Origin of the sequence: Paenibacillus antri, assembly GCF_005765165.1 — a bacterium.
In the GTDB taxonomy this organism is placed as follows: Bacteria; Bacillota; Bacilli; order Paenibacillales; family YIM-B00363; genus Paenibacillus_AE; species Paenibacillus_AE antri.
Genome location: NZ_VCIW01000017.1, coordinates 104,605 through 124,391, shown reverse-complemented (window position 1 = coordinate 124,391; position 19,787 = coordinate 104,605). Strand labels below are relative to the sequence as shown.

At 48.7% G+C, this 19,787-nt stretch carries 16 protein-coding genes; 15 read left to right on the top strand and 1 reads right to left on the bottom strand.

What is annotated here, in order from left to right:
• Positions 1-7 precede the first annotated feature (7 nt).
• The 9 genes from FE782_RS22405 (at position 8) to FE782_RS22365 (ending at position 10,940) form a co-directional block, all read left to right on the top strand.
• Positions 8-1,042, top strand: a complete 1,035-nt coding sequence (locus FE782_RS22405) for a LacI family DNA-binding transcriptional regulator (protein ID WP_138196571.1) — start codon at positions 8-10, stop codon at positions 1,040-1,042.
• Between the two features lie 9 nt (positions 1,043-1,051).
• Entirely contained in the window at positions 1,052-1,975 is a 924-nt protein-coding gene (locus tag FE782_RS22400; RefSeq protein ID WP_138196570.1) for an ABC transporter permease, read from the top strand.
• A 13-nt stretch (positions 1,976-1,988) separates the two neighbouring features.
• Positions 1,989-2,867, top strand: a complete 879-nt coding sequence (locus tag FE782_RS22395; protein WP_138196569.1) for a carbohydrate ABC transporter permease — start codon at positions 1,989-1,991, stop codon at positions 2,865-2,867.
• 42 nt (positions 2,868-2,909) lie between these two features.
• Complete coding sequence (locus FE782_RS22390) at positions 2,910-4,559, top strand: extracellular solute-binding protein (RefSeq protein ID WP_138196568.1); 1,650 nt, start codon at positions 2,910-2,912, stop codon at positions 4,557-4,559.
• Positions 4,560-4,771: 212 nt separating this feature from the next.
• Positions 4,772-5,467, top strand: a complete 696-nt coding sequence (locus tag FE782_RS22385; protein ID WP_138196567.1) for a class I SAM-dependent methyltransferase — start codon at positions 4,772-4,774, stop codon at positions 5,465-5,467.
• 218 nt (positions 5,468-5,685) lie between these two features.
• Entirely contained in the window at positions 5,686-8,286 is a 2,601-nt protein-coding gene (ppsA, locus tag FE782_RS22380) for a phosphoenolpyruvate synthase (RefSeq protein ID WP_138196566.1), read from the top strand.
• A gap of 10 nt (positions 8,287-8,296) precedes the next feature.
• Positions 8,297-9,376 carry a polymorphic toxin-type HINT domain-containing protein gene (locus FE782_RS22375; RefSeq protein ID WP_238392614.1) on the top strand — a complete coding sequence of 360 codons (1,080 nt, stop codon included), beginning with the start codon at positions 8,297-8,299 and terminating at the stop codon, positions 9,374-9,376.
• A gap of 13 nt (positions 9,377-9,389) precedes the next feature.
• Positions 9,390-9,770: a hypothetical protein gene (locus tag FE782_RS22370; protein WP_138196564.1), complete on the top strand. Its 381-nt coding sequence runs from the start codon at positions 9,390-9,392 to the stop codon at positions 9,768-9,770.
• Positions 9,771-10,328: 558 nt separating this feature from the next.
• Positions 10,329-10,940 carry a helix-turn-helix domain-containing protein gene (locus tag FE782_RS22365; protein ID WP_138196563.1) on the top strand — a complete coding sequence of 204 codons (612 nt, stop codon included), beginning with the start codon at positions 10,329-10,331 and terminating at the stop codon, positions 10,938-10,940.
• A gap of 420 nt (positions 10,941-11,360) precedes the next feature.
• On the opposite strand, the gene FE782_RS22360 is transcribed toward FE782_RS22365, so the two are convergent.
• Positions 11,361-11,567, bottom strand: a complete 207-nt coding sequence (locus FE782_RS22360; RefSeq protein WP_138196562.1) for a helix-turn-helix domain-containing protein — start codon at positions 11,565-11,567, stop codon at positions 11,361-11,363.
• 234 nt (positions 11,568-11,801) lie between these two features.
• Here FE782_RS22360 and FE782_RS22355 point away from each other — a divergent pair, with 234 nt between their 5' ends.
• The 6 genes from FE782_RS22355 (at position 11,802) to fdhA (ending at position 19,344) form a co-directional block, all read left to right on the top strand.
• Positions 11,802-12,578 (top strand): recombinase family protein, encoded by a 777-nt coding sequence (locus FE782_RS22355; RefSeq protein ID WP_138196561.1) that lies wholly within the window; start codon positions 11,802-11,804, stop codon positions 12,576-12,578.
• Positions 12,579-12,769: 191 nt separating this feature from the next.
• The gene (locus FE782_RS22350; RefSeq protein ID WP_138196560.1) at positions 12,770-14,005 is read left to right on the top strand and encodes an IS110 family RNA-guided transposase; all 1,236 of its coding nucleotides are present in this window, start codon (positions 12,770-12,772) and stop codon (positions 14,003-14,005) included.
• A 375-nt stretch (positions 14,006-14,380) separates the two neighbouring features.
• Positions 14,381-15,235, top strand: a complete 855-nt coding sequence (ant(6), locus tag FE782_RS22345) for an aminoglycoside 6-adenylyltransferase (RefSeq protein ID WP_138196559.1) — start codon at positions 14,381-14,383, stop codon at positions 15,233-15,235.
• Positions 15,236-15,477: 242 nt separating this feature from the next.
• Positions 15,478-16,467, top strand: coding sequence for a Gfo/Idh/MocA family protein (locus FE782_RS22340; RefSeq protein WP_138196558.1), 990 nt, complete (start codon positions 15,478-15,480; stop codon positions 16,465-16,467).
• Positions 16,468-16,610: 143 nt separating this feature from the next.
• Complete coding sequence (locus FE782_RS22335) at positions 16,611-17,480, top strand: sugar phosphate isomerase/epimerase family protein (protein ID WP_138196557.1); 870 nt, start codon at positions 16,611-16,613, stop codon at positions 17,478-17,480.
• Positions 17,481-18,129: 649 nt separating this feature from the next.
• Entirely contained in the window at positions 18,130-19,344 is a 1,215-nt protein-coding gene (gene fdhA / locus FE782_RS22330; protein ID WP_138196556.1) for a formaldehyde dehydrogenase, glutathione-independent, read from the top strand.
• Positions 19,345-19,787: the final 443 nt, after the last annotated feature.

Here is a 19,787-nt window from a genome sequence, read left to right as displayed (position 1 = left end):
TGTTGTCATGAAAATTACGTTGAAAGAGATCGCCGATCGGGCGAACGTTTCCATATCCTCCGTCTCGCGGGCGCTGAGCGGGAATCATGGGATCGCACCGGTTCACGATCAAACTCGTATGCGGATCATCCAAATCGCGAAAGAACTGGGCTATCACAAGCTGCAACTGCCGGACGAAAGCGGCGAGAAAGCATCGGAGATCAGGGTTGGACTCGTCTTACATCAGGCGAAGGCGAAATATCAAGATCCTTATTTTTCAGAAATAATCTACGGAATCGAAAGCGAGCTGATGACGAAGGGATTGGCGTTGGATTTTACCGTCGAAGTCGAGGATTTCTTCAAGTCCGACCCGTTCGCGGACATCGATAAACAGCATGTAGGAGTCATCTGCGTCGGTCCGTTGAAGTCCTCGATCATAAAAACGCTGTCGAAGCAGGCTCCGTGGCTATTCTGCGTGGGAGGTCTAGAGGAGCCGGGAATCGATGGCGTGACGGTCGATTTTCGCGGCGCCGCCAGACAAGCAGTTCAATATTTGCTTCAACTCGGTCACCAAAAAATCGCCTTTATCGGCGGAAGCTCCAGGGTAGGCGCCCCTCTCGAGCAGGAAGCGCGTTACCTAGGGTACAAGGAGGCGCTCGGCGCAAACTCGATTCCCTTGATCCACGAGTGGATCCGGGACGGCGGCTTCGATACGGCGCAGAGTTATGAAGCGATGGTGGATGTCCTGCGAATGAACGACAGGCCGACGGCGCTTTTCGTCGCAAGCGATAAGATGACGTACGGCGCCTACAAAGCGATTCAAGAATTCGGACTGTCCATTCCCGAAGATATGTCGGTGGTGTCTTTCGACGATATCGAAATGTCCCAATACATGAATCCGGGTCTGACGACGGTTCGAGTACATAAGGAAGAAATGGGGCGGATTGCCGTGAAGCTGCTGACCCAACGGATGGAAGGGAAAATCCCGCTGCCGTTGACCAGCTATTTGCCCACCGAATTCGTCATTCGAGGCAGCTGCGCCAAACACGAACATTTTGCATAGGAGGAAACCATGGAGCACTCGTTGAGGACGAGAAAGTTGTATATCGCCGTCAAGCGGCATTGGCAGCTCTATCTATTAATCGCCCCCGTACTCGTATATTTTCTAATTTTTCATTATCTTCCGATGTACGGCGTTCAAATCGCATTCAAAGATTTCATCGGCACGAAGGGAATATGGGGCAGTCCTTGGGTCGGTTGGAAACATTTCGAACGGTTTTTCGACAGCTTTTTCTTCTGGAGGCTGCTGAAAAATACGATCGGTATAAGCCTCTATGAGCTGGCGGTCGGGTTTCCGATCCCGATTGTATTGGCATTAATGATCAACGAGGTGCGAAGCAGTCCGTTCCGAAGGTTCGTACAAACCGTTACTTATGCGCCTCACTTTTTATCCACCGTCGTATTGGTTGGCATGGTCGTCATCTTTTTGTCCCCGACGACGGGGATCGTCAACCAAGCGATCGAAGCGTTCGGAGGTCAGCCGACCTATTTTATGACGGAGCCGGATTGGTTCAAGAGCATCTATGTATTTTCCGGTGTTTGGCAGCAGATGGGATGGAGCTCCATTATTTATTTGGCGGCGCTCTCGGGCATCGACCCGCAGCTGCACGAAGCGGCTCGCGTGGACGGGGCGTCGCGGCTTCGGCGCATCTGGCACATTAACTTGCCGGGCATTCGTCCCACGATCGTTATCTTGTTAATCCTGAATGTCGGATCGGTCATGGGCGTCGGGTTCGAGAAGGTGTTTCTGATGCAAAATTCGTTGAATATGGAAGCCTCCGACGTCATTTCGACCTACGTGTACCGCAGCGGGATCCTCGGTTCGCAGTACAGCTTCGCCTCGGCCGTCGGACTGTTTAATTCCGTCGTGAATTTTATGCTGCTCGTCATGGTGAACCGGATGGCTCGAAGACTGAATCAGACAAGTTTGTGGTAAAGGGGAAGAGGATATGCTATCGCGCAACATTCATCCGTTCGATATCGTGAACGGCGCCTTGCTGGTATTCATAAGCGCCGTCGTCATTTATCCGTTGGTATTCGTGCTCAGCGCTTCGATTAGCGATCCCGCCGCCGTTCTGTCGGGGAACATGTGGCTTTGGCCGGTAAACGTCAGCTTCACCGGTTACGAGAAGGTATTCGGTAATAGGGACTTACTCACGGGTTATGCGAACACGATTCTCTATACGGTCGTCGGTACGGCCATTAACGTTGTGATGACGATGATGGCGGCCTACCCGTTGTCCCAGCGAAGCTTCTACGGACGAAATCTCATTATGGCTTTGATCGTGTTTACGATGTTTTTCAGCGGGGGATTGATTCCGACATATATGGTCGTGCGCGACCTTGGCATGACCAACACGATGTGGGCTCTTATCATTCCAAGCGCCGTTTCCGTATACAACATTCTCATCATGAGAACTTATTTTCAAACCAGTATTCCCGGCGAAATATTGGAAGCGGCCGCGATCGACGGAAGCTCCGATATTCGAACGCTCCTCAGGATCGTCTTGCCGCTCTCATTGCCGATTTTGGCGGTCATGGTGTTATTCTACGCGGTAGGTCATTGGAACGCGTATTTCAATGCGCTCATCTATTTAACGGATCGAGAGCAGTATCCGCTGCAGCTGTTTATGCGCGAAATCTTAATTCAAGGGCAGATGGAAGAGATGATCAATGCCTCAGACCATGCGCATGCGCAAACGATCATGGACGAGGAAACCGTCAAGTTTGCCATTATCGTTGTGGCGAATCTACCGATCTTCCTGCTGTACCCCTTCTTGCAAAAGTATTTTACGAAGGGCGTTATGATTGGGGCTTTAAAGGGGTAATCCCCTCAGAGCATATATAAAAACGATAGAGGAGAGAGATTCATGGTGGTAAGGAAAAAGTGGCTAGGAACAGCGTCTTCGATGCTCTTAACAGCAAGCTTAGCGGCAGGTTGCGCCGGCGGCGCCGCGGAACCGACCAGCCCGTCCGCCTCGTCCAACGAGGGGACGAATTCGTCCGAACAGCAGCAGACTTTCAATGCGACGGGGATGCCTATCGTCAATGAACCGATCGAACTGACGTTCTTTACAGGGTTAGCGCCCGCGAACGGGAGCACTCCGTTCGAGGAGCGCCTCGTGTACCAAGAGATGGAGCAAATGAGTAACATGAAGATTAACTTCCAATTCGTTCCGTTCGACGGGTTAACCGAGAAACGGAACTTGGCGCTCGCCAATGGCGACTATCCGGACGCGTTCTTTACTGCTCGCGTGCCCGCAGCCGATCTGATGAGATATGGCAGCCAAGGCGTCTTCGTACAGTTGGACGAGTTGATCGAACAGTACGCGCCGAATCTTACGGCTTTGATGGAGAAGTACCCTGCATTGCGGAAGGCGCTCACGATGCCTGACGGACACATCTACTCGATGCCTTCCTTCTACGACCCGGAATTCCTTCCGATGTTGATCGGAACGCCGTTATGGGTGAAGCAAGACTGGTTGGATCAACTGGGAATCAAGGAGCCGCAGACGATCCAGGAATATTACGACTTTCTGGTGGCTGTGAAAAATACCGATTTGAACGGCAACGGCCAGTTGGACGAAATCCCGTATAGCGGGACAGGGACCGGCGCGTTCATCGATCAAATCAAAGGCGCTTGGGGCGTCGGCACCCGCGGTCTCGGCCATAAGCATGTGGACGTGGACCCGGCGACGAACGAGCTGCGGTTTTTCCGGACGACGCAGAATTATAAAGAAGTCTTGGAGTTCGTGAACAAGCTGTATACCGAAGGTTTGGTGGACCCGGACATTTTCACGCAAGACAGCAAGACGTTGTATGCCAAAGGAGCGCAAGAATTGCTTGCTTCGACCATCAACCCGAATCCGCTAACTCAATATAACGGAGAGAACTATATCGGCTTAGGAGCATTGAAAGGCCCTCACGGGGATCAGTTATACACGCATATCAAAGTGCCGATGGTATGGCCCGGGGCGTTCGCTATCACGGATAAAAACGAGCATCCGGAAGCGACGGTCCGTTGGATGGATCATTTCTTCGGCGAAGAAGGCGCGACGCTGTTCTTTATGGGCAAAGAAGGGGTAAGTTATAAGAAAAATACGGACGGGACCTTGGAGTTCGTGGAGCAGATTAAAAACAACCCGGACGGATTGACGTTGGATCAAGCGCTTACCGACTATGTCAGCTGGATGGGCGGAAGTTATCCCGGTTATGTGCACTTAAACTGGTTTAAGGGCTCCGAATCGCTTCCGGAAGCCGTCGAGGCCGGGAACAAGGCCGCTCCGCACCAAATCGAGGAGCTATGGTATAATTTCAACTTTACCGAATCGGAAACCGAATTCATGAGCACGATCGGTTCGGATATGCATACGTACATGAACGAGATGGAAGCGAAATTCATTAACGGTTCCGCGCCGTTCACGGAGTGGGACAGCTATGTACAAACCGTGCACAATATGGGCGTAGAGGAATATTTGAAAGTATATCAAGCAGCTTTCGACCGTTATAACAGCAACTAATCGCGCGACGACCCGTAAGCGGACACCGAATGAGGTGCCGCTTGCGGGTCTTTCTTTTTCCGTGATCCCAACGCATCAATGAAGCCGCACGCAAATAAACCGATCTCGAATTGTGAACGGTTTGTTCTAAACAATATATTTTTCGTATTGGTTTTCATTCTGTACAATGAAGGTGTGGGAAATAAATCCAAGTTAAAGCGAGGCATAGCGACATGATCGATTATGATTCGTTTGCCGATCAGTACAGGGAAATGGTTCGAAAAGGCGGCCCGGGGCGAGCTCATCGGTTCATCATTAGCCGATTGGAACGGATTACAAGCTTGTCGAGAGCATCCATTTGCGATCTTGGTTGCGGATCGGGAGATCTTTCGAGCGAATTAGCCAGATTAGGTGCGTCGGTTACAGGGGTAGATATCAGTAAAAAATTGCTGGCTCATGCGCAAGCGTTGAACGAAAAGGTCGATTGGGTCCATGGCGACGCGATGGCTCTCCCCTCAAATTTTAAAACCGCGTCTTACGATATAGTCATCTCAAGTTTGATGCTTATGGACATTCCCGATCATAAGGCAGTTTTCCGGGAAGCTTATAGAATCGTCAAACCCGGCGGATTCATGATTTGGCTCGTTATGCACCCTTGCTTCCAGTCGCCGTTCAGCCATCCTGACGAGGACGGATCAAGGAAGGTATATCAATACGCTCCGCAATTTTGGAAATCCAAAGGCACCGGCACCCTTCGCTCCACGCTAGGGGCGTACCATCGCCCGATCTCTCAATATCTGAACGATTTCATGGATGTAGGGTTCCAGTCGATAAGGACATTCGAGCCAGGTTCGGAATCGGCCGCTCCGCCGAACGCCTATGCCCCTGATGTTCCCGACCATTTCGGAGCGTTGGGGTATAAAAACTGAATGATGGCCGCGCCTCGAAGCGGGAAATCAAAAAAAGAACCTGGACAGCGTTCCAGGTTCTTTATATATTGCGCATAAAAAGACACGATGATATAATCGGATTACGACTACCTAATTCTTCGAAGGCATATTTATTTCATCTTACAATTTAAGTGTACCACGCCGCCAATCCCTTGTCAAATGTTTTTTCACAATTCACTGGTTAGGAGCGATATCGAATGAGTTCATTGGTCCTCAGTTTTCAGGAAGTGGAAAAGACGCAGCTTCTTCTCGTTGGCGGAAAAGGATTACATTTAGGGGAATTATCAAAAATGGAAGGAATACAAGTACCTGAAGGATTTTGTGTTACAACAGCGGGATATCGAAAAGCCATCGAACAAAACGAGACGTATCACGCTTTGTTGGATCGACTAGCCATGCTTAAAGTAGAAGACCGGGACAAAATCGGCGAAATCAGCAGGGAGATTCGACAAACCCTTATGGAAGTAGAAATTCCTTCCGATGTTGTGGAAGCAGTCACACGCAATCTCGCCAGGTTTGGGGAGGAGCACGCTTATGCAGTGCGTTCCAGCGCGACGGCCGAGGATCTACCGAATGCCTCTTTTGCCGGTCAACAAGACACCTACTTGAATATCCTCGGCGTCGACGACGTTTTACGGCATATTAGCAAATGTTGGGCTTCTTTATTTACAGATCGCGCGGTCGTCTACCGTATGCAAAATGGATTTGACCACAGTCAAGTTTATTTATCCGTAATCGTTCAAAAGATGGTTTTCCCGCAGGCCTCAGGAATTTTATTCACCGCGGATCCGATGACTTCTAACCGCAAGCTGCTATCGATCGATGCCAGCTTCGGACTTGGGGAAGCGCTGGTCTCCGGCTTGGTATCTCCCGATTGCTATAAGGTGCGCGAAGAGAAAATCGTCGAAAAGAGGATAGCAACCAAAAAGTTGGCTGTCTATGGACGAAAAGAAGGCGGAACGGAGACCCGGCAAATCGATCCCGATCGGCAAATGACTCAAACGCTAAACGAACAACAAATTTTACGACTAGCACGCACAGGAAGGCAAATCGAAGCTTATTTCGGCTGCCCGCAAGATATCGAATGGTGTTTGGTTGACGATACTTTTTACATTGTCCAGAGCCGGCCGATCACTACTTTATACCCGATCCCTGAAGCGAATGATCAAGAAAACCACGTTTATGTATCTGTCGGTCATCAACAAATGATGCTTGACCCCATGAAACCGCTGGGATTGTCTTTTTTCCTGTTGACGACTCCTGCGCCTATGCGTAAAGCCGGCGGGAGGTTGTTTGTTGATATCAAGCATCATCTGGCTTCACCCGTCAGCAGAGAAACTTTATTAAATACCATGGGACAACATGATCCGCTCATGAAAGACGCACTTATGACCATAATCGAGCGAGGAGATTTTATTAAATCATTACCGAATGACGGAGAAGCGCCGAGTCCCAGCAGAAGCAATTCAGTTACACCGATACCAATCGATAACAATCCGACAATCGTTTCTGAATTGATTAAGCGTAGTCAAACATCGATAGAAGAGTTAAAACAAAACATCCAAGCGAAATCGGGAGCGGATTTGTTTGATTTTATTCTGGAAGATATCCAGCAATTAAAGAAGATTTTATTTGACCCGCAAAGTTCGGCAGTGTTTATGGCTGCTATGAATGCTTCATCATGGATCAATGAAAACATGAACGAGTGGTTAGGCGAAAAAAACGCAGCAGATACGCTTTCTCAATCTGTATCAAACAATATTACTTCGGAAATGGGTCTGGCTTTATTGGATGTAGCAGATGCGATACGTCCTTATCCAGAAGTAGTCGATTTTCTACAACATGTAAAAGACGATAACTTTTCGGATGAACTCGTTACGTTTGATGGTGGACAGGAAGCTTTAGACGCTATCCATGCTTTTCTCAATAAATACGGAATGCGATGCGCCGGAGAAATCGATATTACCAAAACTCGTTGGAGCGAAAAGCCGATTACACTTGTCCCAATGATTCTCAATAACGTCAAAAACTTTGAACCGAATGCCGGCATTCGAAAAATGGAGCAAGGTCGCCGGGAAGCTTTGAAAAAAGAACAAGAATTATTAGCTCGATTGAAACGATTACCGGATGGTGAACAAAAAGCCAAAGAAACGAAACGAATGATCGATCGAATCCGGAATTTCATCGGTTATCGCGAGTATCCAAAATACGGCATGATTCATCGCTACTTCGTTTATAAGCAGGCTTTACTGAAAGAAGCCGAACAACTCGTACAAGCGAGCGTTATTCATGAAAAAGAAGATATATACTATCTCACTTTTGAAGAACTTCACGAGGTCGTGCGTACCAACAAGCTTGATTATCGGATCATCGATAAACGAAAAGACGAATATAAATTTTTTGAAAAACTAACTCCCCCGCGTGTCATCACGTCTGACGGCGAAATCATTACAGGGAAGTATAACCGGGGAAATCTCCCGTCCGAAGCTGTGGTAGGTCTTCCTGTTTCTTCCGGGGTGGTGGAGGGGCGTGCACGTGTCATCTTAAGAATGGAAGACGCTGTACTAGAGGATGGGGATATTTTAGTCACTTCCTTTACTGACCCTGGCTGGACGCCATTGTTCGTATCCATTAAAGGCCTAGTCACCGAAGTCGGCGGACTGATGACCCATGGAGCCGTTATCGCACGCGAATACGGCTTGCCAGCAGTTGTCGGAGTAGAAAATGCTACCAAACTGATAAAAGATGGGCAACGAATTCGCGTACATGGAACAGAAGGGTATATCGAGATATTGTAGCGGCCGCATCATGGATAAGGATACGTATGAAGGGGATATTACGAATCCGTTGACGTTGAATCTTTATACGTATGTAGCTAACAACCCCTTACGGTATGTTGACCCGAGTGGTCATTGCTTTACTGAGGCTCTCGGACAATCCTATTGCGAAGCTGCCTTGGAGTGGGAAAATGAGAAAATCGGATTTATCCAACCACTCGTAAATACAATTGACTATATGCCGGGTGGGACAGGAGTAAGAGCCGTTAAAGCTGCACCAACGGTAATTAAAAAGGCTCCGGCCTTTTTAGAAAAGGTCACTGACGCATTTAAAAAAGTAGTTGATGATGTTAAGAAGGCAGTTATAGGATGCAACTGCTTCACTGCCGGAACAAAGGTGCTCACAGACGAAGGGGAGAAGAATATCGAAGATATTGAAGTCGGAGATATGGTTCTCGCCAAGAATGAAGAGACTGGCGAGCAAGCTTACAAGGAAGTCACGCATCTGTATCGAAATGATAAGGAAATCATCTACGAACTGACCGTAGGCGACCAAGTCATTGAGACCACCGACAACCATCCGTTTTGGGTTGAAGGTAAAGGCTGGGTACTAGCGGCTGACTTGCAGGTGGGGGATAAGCTACAGCAGAGTAATGGCAATACCTTGACGATTGATAGCATCAAGATTGTTAAACACGATGAGAAAGTTAAGGTGTACAACTTTACTGTTGCTGACTTCCATACCTACTTTGTAAGTGACTTAGGGATTTGGGTTCATAATATTGACTGCTTGGATGGCAAGCATTATCTCAATGAAGCACTGAAACAACAAAATCTAACTAGTGTTCCTGCTAACGGATTAAAGCAAAAATGGTCTCAAGATGGTTACGATTTTGAAGTAAGGGTTCACGCAGCAGACCCTAATTACGGAAAGACTGGGGACATATACAGGGTTGCACGGAGGCAACAAGGTACAAATGCCAACGGTCAAGGTTATGGTTGGGAATATATTGACCATAATGGAGTATGGCATCATACCAGTACATTAAAACCATCGAGTCCAAATTATAACGCACAAGCGGCGGCTGATACACATATTCAGCTTCCTTAAAGGACGTGATTCTGTGAGTGAGAATGGTATTTCTTCAGTAGTTGAGACAATAAATAGTCATATCCAAAAAGAACTGTGGTTTGATTTTGAAATTATTAGATATGAACGAAACGAACTTGTCGTTGGTGGCGGTAAAAGCTTATCGTACCCTCATGAATTAGAAATTCACTTTAAGGGTGTGGTCTTCGTTTCAGCACCCGTAGAATGGCGGACAGACACATCGAGAGCTGTATTTCTTATTCTTGAAGGAGATGAAGCTTCCAAAGTAAACACGAAATTTCAGGTTGAGCAGGGTTGTTATATTTTTAAGTTTGTTCCCGAGGACTATCCGGAAGATTTTAGTTGCTTAATTGGTGCTAGTCGTTTGGAGGTTAAGTTTCGAGAGCAGACATAAAAATATTGTTAGGTTGACCTTGGGGGCATCAATCCTCAAGGTCTTTCTTTTACCCCCACCCAGTGCCGAATGAAACGGGCAGCTACGTCAAAAAGAACTTAATCCCCATCATCCCCGTATGACATTCCGCTAATATGCCTGTACGCACATAAATGTTTGAATTTTATTACCTAAGTGACGCTTTAGCGTTACATATTACAGGTTCATTATGGTCAGATATCACCATGATTGACCTGTTTTTTGTTAACTTCGCTTTCTTGCGGTTTCTCTAATTTAAACCGCAACTGTACAATATCTTGTCTCAAGATAGGGAGGGTGAAAAGTTCAGAAGTCGCATCTTCTTGTATGGATAGCAAGACAATTCAGAATAAGGGCGGTGAAATCGAATTATTTAATTTTGACCGCAACAGAACTGACCATTGTTGCGATTGTTACAGCGCAAGGAAGAAATCTGCTGACGAGCAGTTGACATATGCAGGCAAGGATGCGTTTCAGGCTAGCCGCCTCCCCTGCTTCATAGCCGCCATTGGGCGGAACATTCAATAGGGGGAAACGAAAATGAATGAACTATGGTTGATAAAGAGCAATAGAGCCGCTAATACCTACATGGACGAGGTAAGTCAGGAAAGCCAATTCACGTCACAGCACAAGGGTTTTACCAAAGTGCCGCATAAAATTCATCGGTGCTACGGTCTGAGTCCGTATGAGAAGCTGATTCTCATTGACCTCATCGCTTATATGAGCGATAAGAACCTTTGCTATCCGACCATCGAAGCGATTGCCCGAAATGTCAATAGCAGTTCAAAAACCATAGAGCGTCATATTACGGAACTGGCTAGTAAGAAGATGATACTCGTCAGTCAGGGCAAGAACAATACGTATTACCTGCCGAATTATCTCCATTGCCACCCGTATTTGCTGATGAGCGAAAAGACCCATGAGTTTATCGGTAGTGTACGGAAGCAGGTCAATGAAAGAGAGTTGACGCTATGGGTTCAAGGGATAATGAAGCGTGATGAGTACAAGGCGTTTATCACTAGACTTCAAAGACTTCATGAAAGACGCTTGCCAATGGACAAAAACGCTGAGAAGGAAATTCTCGACAGCTATGCTCAGTTCCTAAAATCGGAGTCGGCATTACGATTTCCGCCCGATATGAACGGTCAATAATGACGAGTCTGTTGTCTCATCAGACTCTCTGTCCTGATAACCGCCATACAATCTGTTGATGGCTAGAAAACAGGGGCTGTAGACAATGTGTCCACGGATTTGACGCAGAGTCGGTTATGCAAGACTGAGAGTCTGAAAGGCAGACATAAAGTCTGTTGTAGACCGTCAAAGAGTCTCACTAATAATAATCATTAACAACATTCAATTAAAGAAGAATCAAGCTAAGAATCACTTGAAAAAGAAACAGCAGACACGCCGAGCGGCGGTCTGCATTTCAGGGGGATTCTAGATTCTTTTGGGGATTGGTAAAGACGGGCGGATAACTTTACGGTTACTTTACTCAAGAGTCAGAGATAGGGTTCCGCCGTCGATTCCTTCCGTCCCGTTGGGCGGCTCTCCTAATGGCTCTGAGAGGCGGCACTATTTATCTTCCATGTCAATTAACTCATGGATGTGTACGTTCAAGGCGTTACATATCTGCTCAAGGGTGCTGATGTAAATTCTATCCGTCGTTCCCCTGCAAAGAGCATTTATTGTGCCGGGACGCATATCGACCATAAGCGCAAGTTGACGTTGAGAAATATTTCGTTCGTCTAACAGTTCCTGCAATCTAATCTTGATTTTCATAGCATACTTTCCCCCAACGGTATATGAACCACTATATCATGATTTACGAAAAAGCACATTGCATGTGACGCTGTAACGTCATATAATGGTTTTGTAACGCTGTAACGTCATATAATGGTTTTGTAACGTTGTAACGTTGTAACGTTGTAACGTTGTAACGTTGTAACGTTGTAACGTTGTAGCGTTGTAACGTAACGGAAATTGTGATTATCGTAACGGAGGGGGAGGAAAAGCATGAATGTCATCGGTTACGTCAGAGTTTCAACAAGCGGACAAGCTAAAGACGGTTACAGTTTAGCGTACCAACAGGATGAAATCCGCTCCTATTGTCAGGAGCAAGGATGGAACTTGCAGGACATCTTTACGGATGAAGGTATTAGTGGGGCGAAGGTGGATGAGGATGCGCTTGAAGTGGACAGAATTGGCTTTCAGAGCATGTTAGCCGCACTAGCCACCCGAGATTATGACGCAGTTGTGGTGCTGAATACGAGCCGTTTATGGCGGTCTGACATCGTGAAGGTGCTTGTTCATCGGGAGTTCAAGAAGTACGGCGTAGACGTAAAGAGCATCGAGCAGCCGACCTACTCCATCTACAAGAAAGACCCGTCCGACTTTCTGATTAACGGATTGATGGAGTTGCTCGACGCTTACCAACGCTTAGAGATCAGCATGAAGTTAAGCCGAGGCCGAAGCAAGAAAGCACAGCAGGGCGGCTATGCCGGAGGTCGAGCGGCGTTCGGTTATAAGGCCAACAAAGGTCAGAAGTCGATAGCAGTCAACGAGAGACAAGCATTAGCAGTAAAACGGCTCTTTGACATACGGGAACAGTACCCGAGTTGGACATTAACGGAATTAGCAGCACAGCTGAACGTTGAAGGCTTTACCACGCAACAGGGCAAGCCGTTTGGCAAAGTACAGGTCAAGCGGATACTTGACCGCAGAGAGTTTTACCGAGGTCTTTACCACTACGGCGGCATTGAGGTCGAGGGGCTTCATCAGGCAATCATCTAACGGAGCATAGAAGTAAAACGAGGATTCGCTAACGTGTCTTTGCGGCTTTGTCCGCTCGAACTGAGGATGCGACCTGTTTTACCGACTTGATCCTAACCATCCGTATTGGGTGGTTACTGGTGGGTTGGAGCCGCAGACGTTCCAACGCAGCAGTAATCATTCAATCCCAAACATCTAAGGAGTGAGCGAGCATGTTACAGCCGGATAAACTGATTTACGTAGGCGTTGACCTGCACAAGCAGCATCATACCGCAGTCATCATTGACTGTTGGAATCGGAAGTTAGGTGAAATCAAGTTCGATAACAAGCCCTCCGCATTTCCGCAGCTTGAGAAGGAAGTAAAGAAGCATGCCAAGAAGGGCATTTCTGTTGTGTACGGTCTTGAAGACGTGGGCGGCTTCGGCAGGGCATTAGCGGTTTATCTGACCGAGAAGAACTGTTGGGTGAAGGAAGTCAACGCGAAACTGGCGAACAACCGACGGAAAAGCCATGTTACGGTCGAGAAGTCCGACGCATGGGATGCAGAATGCGTGGCAAGGGTGCTACGGGACGAACTTTACAATCTGCCGGATGCAAAGCCGATTGACCTGTACTGGGCGATTAGTCAGCTTGTGACTCAGCGGAAGTGGCAAGCGAAGAGTCTTACAGGGATGGTTAAACGACTCCATCAGCAGTTAGGCTACCATTACCCGAGCTATAAGAAGTTCTTCTCTGAGGTTGACGGCAAAACAGCGTTAGCATTTTGGCATAAGTATCCCTCTCCGAGTCGATTGTCAGGCGTGGGGGCCGAGGAACTAGCGAAGTACCTTCGCAAGTTAAGCAACAACGGTCTTTCCACGAAGAAGGCTGAGCAGATTCTAAGCCTAGTAGCAGAAGATGGCGATACGACAAGGGACTTCCAAGACAAGCGTGATTTCATCGTGAAGGGGCTTGTACGAAACATCCGCTTCTACGGGCGTGAATTGACCCGTATTGAACGGGAAATCGAAAGCCTGATGAAACAGTTAGGGTTTCAACTAGAAACCATGACGGGCATAGAACTGGTTACTGCGGCAGAGTTGGTGTCCGAGATCGGAGACATACACCGATTCGCTTCACCGGACAAGCTAGCCCGATTCGCCGGAGCCGCTCCGGTGGTAGCAGCGTCAGGCAACAAGTTCAGGAACTACAAGAGCAAGCAGGGCAATCGGGAATTGCACGACATCATTAAAGCCCTTGCGATTCGTCAAATTGCCGTTACGAGGACGAAAAAAGAGCCACGAAATCCTTTCTTCTATAACTACTACGGGGAGCGGCTGGCGGCAGGGAAAACCAAGCAACAAGCGATAATCTGCATCATGCGAAAATTGGTCAACGTCATCTATTATCTGATGAAGACTAAGGCAGCATACGAAATTCCAGTAGTGCCCAGTAAAGAAGCGGCATGATACAATATGGACGGGCGGCGATTGTACGAAAACAGTCACCGCCCTTTTGTTTAGGAATAGTACGGTTTATAAACTAGGACACTTGGGACGAAAGCGCAATAACCGGGGAGCAGAGCGCCGCGCGGAGCTGCTCCCTTCTTCGTTGAAGGGACGGGGCAGTTATGCGTAACAACTTAATATGAAGAAATAAGGTAAAATAGACCAATGCTACGAGCAGGGGGCTCACGGAATCCACCTCTTGCAGAAGTCCAGCAAGCTGCAACTGGTAAGGAGACCCACGTCTCTCGGAGAAACTGCAGCAAGCCGGGCCTCGTCCCGTTATTATCAAGAGTATCGATGAATCAAAAGAATATGGTTAGAACGGGGGGCTATCTATTGAGAAGCGAACAAGAAATGATGAGTATACTTCTGGGTTTTGCTATAAGAGATGATAGAATCCGACTGGTAACATTGGAAGGGTCACGTACAAACAAAAATATTCCTCCTGATATATTCCAGGATTATGACATTTCTTACTTTGTGACAGATATTGAGTTTTTCAAGGAGAATGACCACTGGCTTGATTATTTTGGGAATCGGATTATGATGCAAAAACCCGAGGATATGGAGCTTTTTCCGTCAGAGCTAGGTAACTGGTTTTCATATATCATTCTCTTTGAGGATGGTAATAAATTAGACCTTACACTTATCCCCATTAACGAGGCGGGTGGTTATTTTGCCAAGAACGACGGTTTAGTTGAGGTCCTGCTCGATAAGGATACTCTAATCAATCAACAAGTGATCGCAGACGATCGTCAATATTGGATTAGCAAGCCGACCGCAAGGGCATTTGATGATTGTTGTAATGAGTTCTGGATGGTTTCGACTTACGTAGTAAAAGGATTAGCCAGAAAAGAAATACTCTTTGCGATTGACCATTTAAACGAGATTGGAAGACCTAATTTATTAAGAATGATGGCTTGGCAAATCGGTTCGGAACACGGATATACTTTTAGCGTAGGAAAGAACTATAAATTTATTAATCGTTACCTTCCTAATGAAGATTGGGAAAAGCTCCTATCAACCTATTCTGAGAATGGGTATCAGGAAATGTGGCAGTCGTTATTCACTTGTTATGAGTTATTCAGAAAATATTCAAAAGCTGTGTCAGAATGTCTCGGCTATAAGTATCCAGATTATGATGAAGCCATTACTAAGTATACGGATAATATTTACACCTCATTAACATGAACTGGTTTACGTGTTGCTTTTATTGAAGTAAACGGGGACGATAGCTCAATAAACCGCCTTTCCACCAAGGCGGTTTTCTTATGGTCAAATATCAACATTAAAATTTAACATAGACAAATTTTATAAAAGAAAAAATGCTTAGGCGCTACTTTGGAAGGATTGCTGAACATGCGTAGAGAATAATGCTGATTAATGGAACGGCAAAAAGTAGCTTTTACAACCTACTCTGGAGGTGCTGTTGTATGGAAAAGGTTCGCTTCTTAATGATTGGCGTCGGTGGTATGGGAAGAGAGCATATTCGCAGGCTGCTGCAAGTGCCAGAAGCGGAAATCGCGGCGCTCGCGGATCCGTCCGAGGCGGCGCTCGAACAAGTGAGATCGCGTTTTCCGGATCTTGCGGGCGTAGCGGTTTTTACGGATTACCGGGAAGCGATCGCCAAGGTGAACGCCGATGCCGCCGTGATCGTGTCGCCGCACAGCATGCACTTCGAGCAAGGAATGGCTTGCTTGGAGGGCGGCTTGCACGTGCTTATGGAGAAGCCGTTTGTCGACGGATCCGAGAACGCGGAACGCATCATCGCTCAAGCGGAAAAACTAAACAAGCATCTCGCCGTCGCTTATCAGCGCCACCTGCAAGGGCCATACATTTACATTCGGAATTTGATCCAAAAGGGTGAATTGGGCAACATCAATTATATATGCGCGTATCAGGCACAGAACTGGCAGCAAGGCACGACCGGCACCTGGAGGCAAAATCCGGCATTGTCATGCGGCGGGCAGCTTAACGATTCTGGCAGCCATTTGCTAGACATTGTGTTGTGGGCGACAGGTCTCGAGCCGGAAAGTGTATCCGCCCTCATCGACAATCGCGGGACGCAGGTCGATATCGATTCTGCGGTTACAGTACGTTTTCAAGGCGGCGCAATTGCGACGTTCAACGTCGTAGGAAGCGCCACGATCGGATGGCATGAAGACGTATCCTTTCACGGCGACAAGGGGACGGTGCTGTTCCGCAACAGTCGAATCTTTGTCGCCAGGGAAGGTCAAAGGGAAATCGTCGAAGTCAAGGAGGAGCTTCCGGCTTCCAGCGACCCGAACCGCGACTTTGTTGATCTAATCCTCGGCAAAGTAAGTGAAGCGGCAGCTCCTTCGAGCTGCGGCTTGCGAATTGCGCGTTTGACGGAAGCGGCATGGAGGAGCGCGGCAAACGGCAGCCAAGTGATCCGCCTGTAACAGGCAAGCGTTCCGTTATTTGTTCGGGATCCGGGAGGCCGCGAACGGCGGCTTTTCGAAGTATACAACCATCGTTTCAAAGCGGCCGGGTATAAGCCTTATGAAACGGGAAGACCATTCGGAATAATTAGGAGAGGTACGAGATGAAGGTGCAAATCGGTATGCGCATTCCGCCGAAGATCGGCGCGGAAGGTATGGAGCAAGTAGCCGCATGGGCCGCTGGAGCGGGCATGGACGTGCTTGATGTTCCAAAGCTGAATCCGGAATTGAAGCAAATCTGCGATGCGGCGGGGATCGGCATCGGCTCAGTTGATGCGGCGCAAACCGGCGCGCTTCTGAGCAAAAGCGAAGCCCGCCGGGATGCCGCAGCGGAATCTGTCAAGCAGCAAATGACCAGCATGGCAGCGCTCGGAGCCAAGGTCATGTTCATGTGCCTCGTGCCAGAGGATCATACGACACCGCGCCGGGAGAGCTTCGCGATCTGGAAAGATACGTTCCCAGAACTTGTCCGACATGCCGAAAGCCAGGGGGTTTACATCGCGATCGAGGGCTGGCCGGGACCGGCTCCCCATTACCCGACGATCGGCTGCACGCCGGAGATGTGGCGCGCCATGTTCGAAGCGATCCCTTCCAAGCATTTCGGACTCAATTACGATCCTTCCCATCTCGTACGGCTCGGAATCGATTATTTGCGGGCTTTAACGGAATTCGGCGAACGAGTTAACCATTGCCACGGCAAAGATACGGAAATTTTGAATGACGAGCTCTACGAATGCGGCGTCCTGCCGGCTACCTTTGGGGCGAAATACGGATTTTCGGAAGGCTCCTGGCGGTATACGATTCCCGGACACGGCGCCGTTGAATGGAGCAAGGTTGCTGTTAGGCTCGATAGTCTTGGCTATCAAGGCGCGGTCAGCATCGAGCTAGAGGATCACCGCTTCTGGGGAACGCTGGAAAAGGAGCGCGAAGGCATCTTGAAAGCTGCGGCCCATTTGGCCTTGTATTTCCGATAACATAACAAACTACTCGCATTCATATGATCGAAAACGCGCTTCTGGATCCCGTATAGCTGTGGCGGTAGGTCCGAAATTTTAATTGGCTCAACTAATCTAATTGCACCGATAAAAAAGGGGGACGTCCGCGGTCGTCCGCATTAGATTGACTCCAAAATGATACAGCGGCGGCCAAGAACTTGAAAATCTTTTACGCTATTGTTTCCCGTTCTCTAGGCTTGCTTCGAGTAATTCCCTTCTGCGCTACTAGTTATTTCTCAATGCTTAGATGTATGTAGTGTAAGGAGAAAATAGTGTTGGAGGTAATTTATTTTGAATCAAGAATGGTTTGATTCATGAAATTATTAATAATAAAAAGAATTTAGTGGCGGTTTTGTGGAAACAACAATCACCACATGGCGGCAGCCGGAACGCGATCGGCTGCCGTTGTTCATTGAAGTAATTGGGCAGGATAGTTTAGGATAGGATAAACCCTAGATTTCCGAAAATAAAACGCGCGGGAGGCGTTTCGCCGCGTCTACTTCCTTATTTTGACGAAAAAATATGAAAGCGATATCATAAACCTCGCCGAATCTCTAGTATAATGAAGTAGACCTACGGAAGCGACTTACATACGCGCAAAGCATATTCGATGAGGAGCGATGAAGGGATGGCTGGGAATCGAGCGGTTGTGTATGTAGAACCAGGTAAGGTGGAAGTTAGGGAAACCGATTATCCGGATTTGGTGCTGCGGGACGGACCGGGCGTGAATCCGTTGAACGTCGGCCGGAAGTGCGAACACGGCGTCATATTGAAGGTCGTCACGACGAATATTTGCGGAAGCGATCAACACATGGTTCGGGGAAGAACGACCGCCCCGAGCGGATTGATTCTCGGCCATGAAATTACAGGGGAAGTCATCGAGGTCGGGCGCGACGTCGAGTTTATGAAGAAGGGGGATCTCGTGTCCGTCCCGTTCAATATCGCATGCGGCCGCTGTCGGAGCTGCAAGGAACGAGACACCCATATTTGCGAACATGTAAATCCCGACCGTCCTGGATCGGCCTACGGCTACGTGGACATGGGAGGCTGGGTCGGCGGCCAATCGGAATACGTCATGGTGCCCTACGCAGACTTCCAACTGTTGAAGTTCCCGAATAAGGAACAAGCCATGGAGAAAATCTTAGACCTGACCATGCTGTCCGACATCTTCCCGACCGGTTACCACGGGGCGGTAAGCGCGGGCGTCAAGCCGGGCGCGACGGTGTACATTGCCGGAGCCGGCCCGGTCGGACTCGCGGCCGCGCATTCGGCGCAGCTGCTCGGTGCCTCCGTCGTCATCGTCGGCGATCTGAACGCGGAACGGCTGACGCAGGCGCGAAGCTTCGGATGCGAGACGGTGAATTTGAGGGAGCATCCGAATTTGGGCGAGCAGATCGAACAAATCCTTGGCATCCCCGAGGTCGACTGCGCGATCGACTGCGTCGGTTTCGAGGCGAGCGGCCATGGGCCGGGGCAAGGGGAGGCGCCGGCCACCGTTTTGAACTCCATCATGCAGGTGACGCGCGCGGGCGGACGTCTCGGCATCCCGGGTCTGTACGTCACAGGCGATCCGGGAGCCGTCGACGAGGATGCCAAGATCGGCACGTTGAAGATCCGCTTGGGGTTAGGTTGGGTGAAGGCGCATACGTTCGTGACGGGGCAGACGCCCGTCATGAAATACAATCGAGACCTTATGATGGCTATTCTTAGCGGCCGGGCGCAAATCGCGAAAGCCGTGAACGCGACGAAGATTTCGCTGGATCAGGCGCCGGAGGCGTACAAGGCGTTCGACAGCGGGGCTTCCCGCAAGTTCGTGATCGACCCGCACGGCATGACGAATTAAACTTATAACACGAAAACGGTCGATCAGGAGTCTGCTCCTGAACGGCCGTTTTTTTCTACGACAGACCAATTAACTAAGCCGAGATCGATGATCGGTTAAAAGTACAGGGGAGCCACGCCGACGTTAGGCGTAATCTGGGCGAAACACTGGACCGATCCTTCTCGCCTCCTAGTATGGCCATTTACGCGAGATTGCTTGGATCCGCAGACTGCACAGCGTGTCGGCCATGGCCCCTTACCGTGGGCTCGACGTTTCCTGGTTTTCAGGTAATCACTGCTGTCCCGGGACGTGAGCTGGTCCTCGACGGGTGCCATCGTTTCTAGTCCTACTCCCTGACCTTTCGCTTCGAACACGTTAGTCCGGATCGATTAGGGTTACGCGCCGAAAGTCGAACTGCCTTTTCCGGCCTAGCCGGCTGCCAATACCGATGGATCGTCATTGGC

Excerpts from the sequence above, each read along its gene's own strand:
- FE782_RS22405 (WP_138196571.1), top strand. The coding sequence starts at position 8 with ATGAAAATTACGTTGAAAGAGATCGCCGATCGGGCGAACGTTTCCATA.
- FE782_RS22400 (WP_138196570.1), top strand. The coding sequence starts at position 1,052 with ATGGAGCACTCGTTGAGGACGAGAAAGTTGTATATCGCCGTCAAGCGG.
- FE782_RS22395 (WP_138196569.1), top strand. The coding sequence starts at position 1,989 with ATGCTATCGCGCAACATTCATCCGTTCGATATCGTGAACGGCGCCTTG.
- FE782_RS22390 (WP_138196568.1), top strand. The coding sequence starts at position 2,910 with ATGGTGGTAAGGAAAAAGTGGCTAGGAACAGCGTCTTCGATGCTCTTA.
- FE782_RS22385 (WP_138196567.1), top strand. The coding sequence starts at position 4,772 with ATGATCGATTATGATTCGTTTGCCGATCAGTACAGGGAAATGGTTCGA.
- ppsA (WP_138196566.1), top strand. The coding sequence starts at position 5,686 with ATGAGTTCATTGGTCCTCAGTTTTCAGGAAGTGGAAAAGACGCAGCTT.
- FE782_RS22375 (WP_238392614.1), top strand. The coding sequence starts at position 8,297 with ATGGATAAGGATACGTATGAAGGGGATATTACGAATCCGTTGACGTTG.
- FE782_RS22365 (WP_138196563.1), top strand. The coding sequence starts at position 10,329 with ATGAATGAACTATGGTTGATAAAGAGCAATAGAGCCGCTAATACCTAC.
- FE782_RS22360 (WP_138196562.1), bottom strand. The coding sequence starts at position 11,567 with ATGAAAATCAAGATTAGATTGCAGGAACTGTTAGACGAACGAAATATT.
- FE782_RS22355 (WP_138196561.1), top strand. The coding sequence starts at position 11,802 with ATGAATGTCATCGGTTACGTCAGAGTTTCAACAAGCGGACAAGCTAAA.
- FE782_RS22350 (WP_138196560.1), top strand. The coding sequence starts at position 12,770 with ATGTTACAGCCGGATAAACTGATTTACGTAGGCGTTGACCTGCACAAG.
- FE782_RS22340 (WP_138196558.1), top strand. The coding sequence starts at position 15,478 with ATGGAAAAGGTTCGCTTCTTAATGATTGGCGTCGGTGGTATGGGAAGA.
- FE782_RS22335 (WP_138196557.1), top strand. The coding sequence starts at position 16,611 with ATGAAGGTGCAAATCGGTATGCGCATTCCGCCGAAGATCGGCGCGGAA.
- fdhA (WP_138196556.1), top strand. The coding sequence starts at position 18,130 with ATGGCTGGGAATCGAGCGGTTGTGTATGTAGAACCAGGTAAGGTGGAA.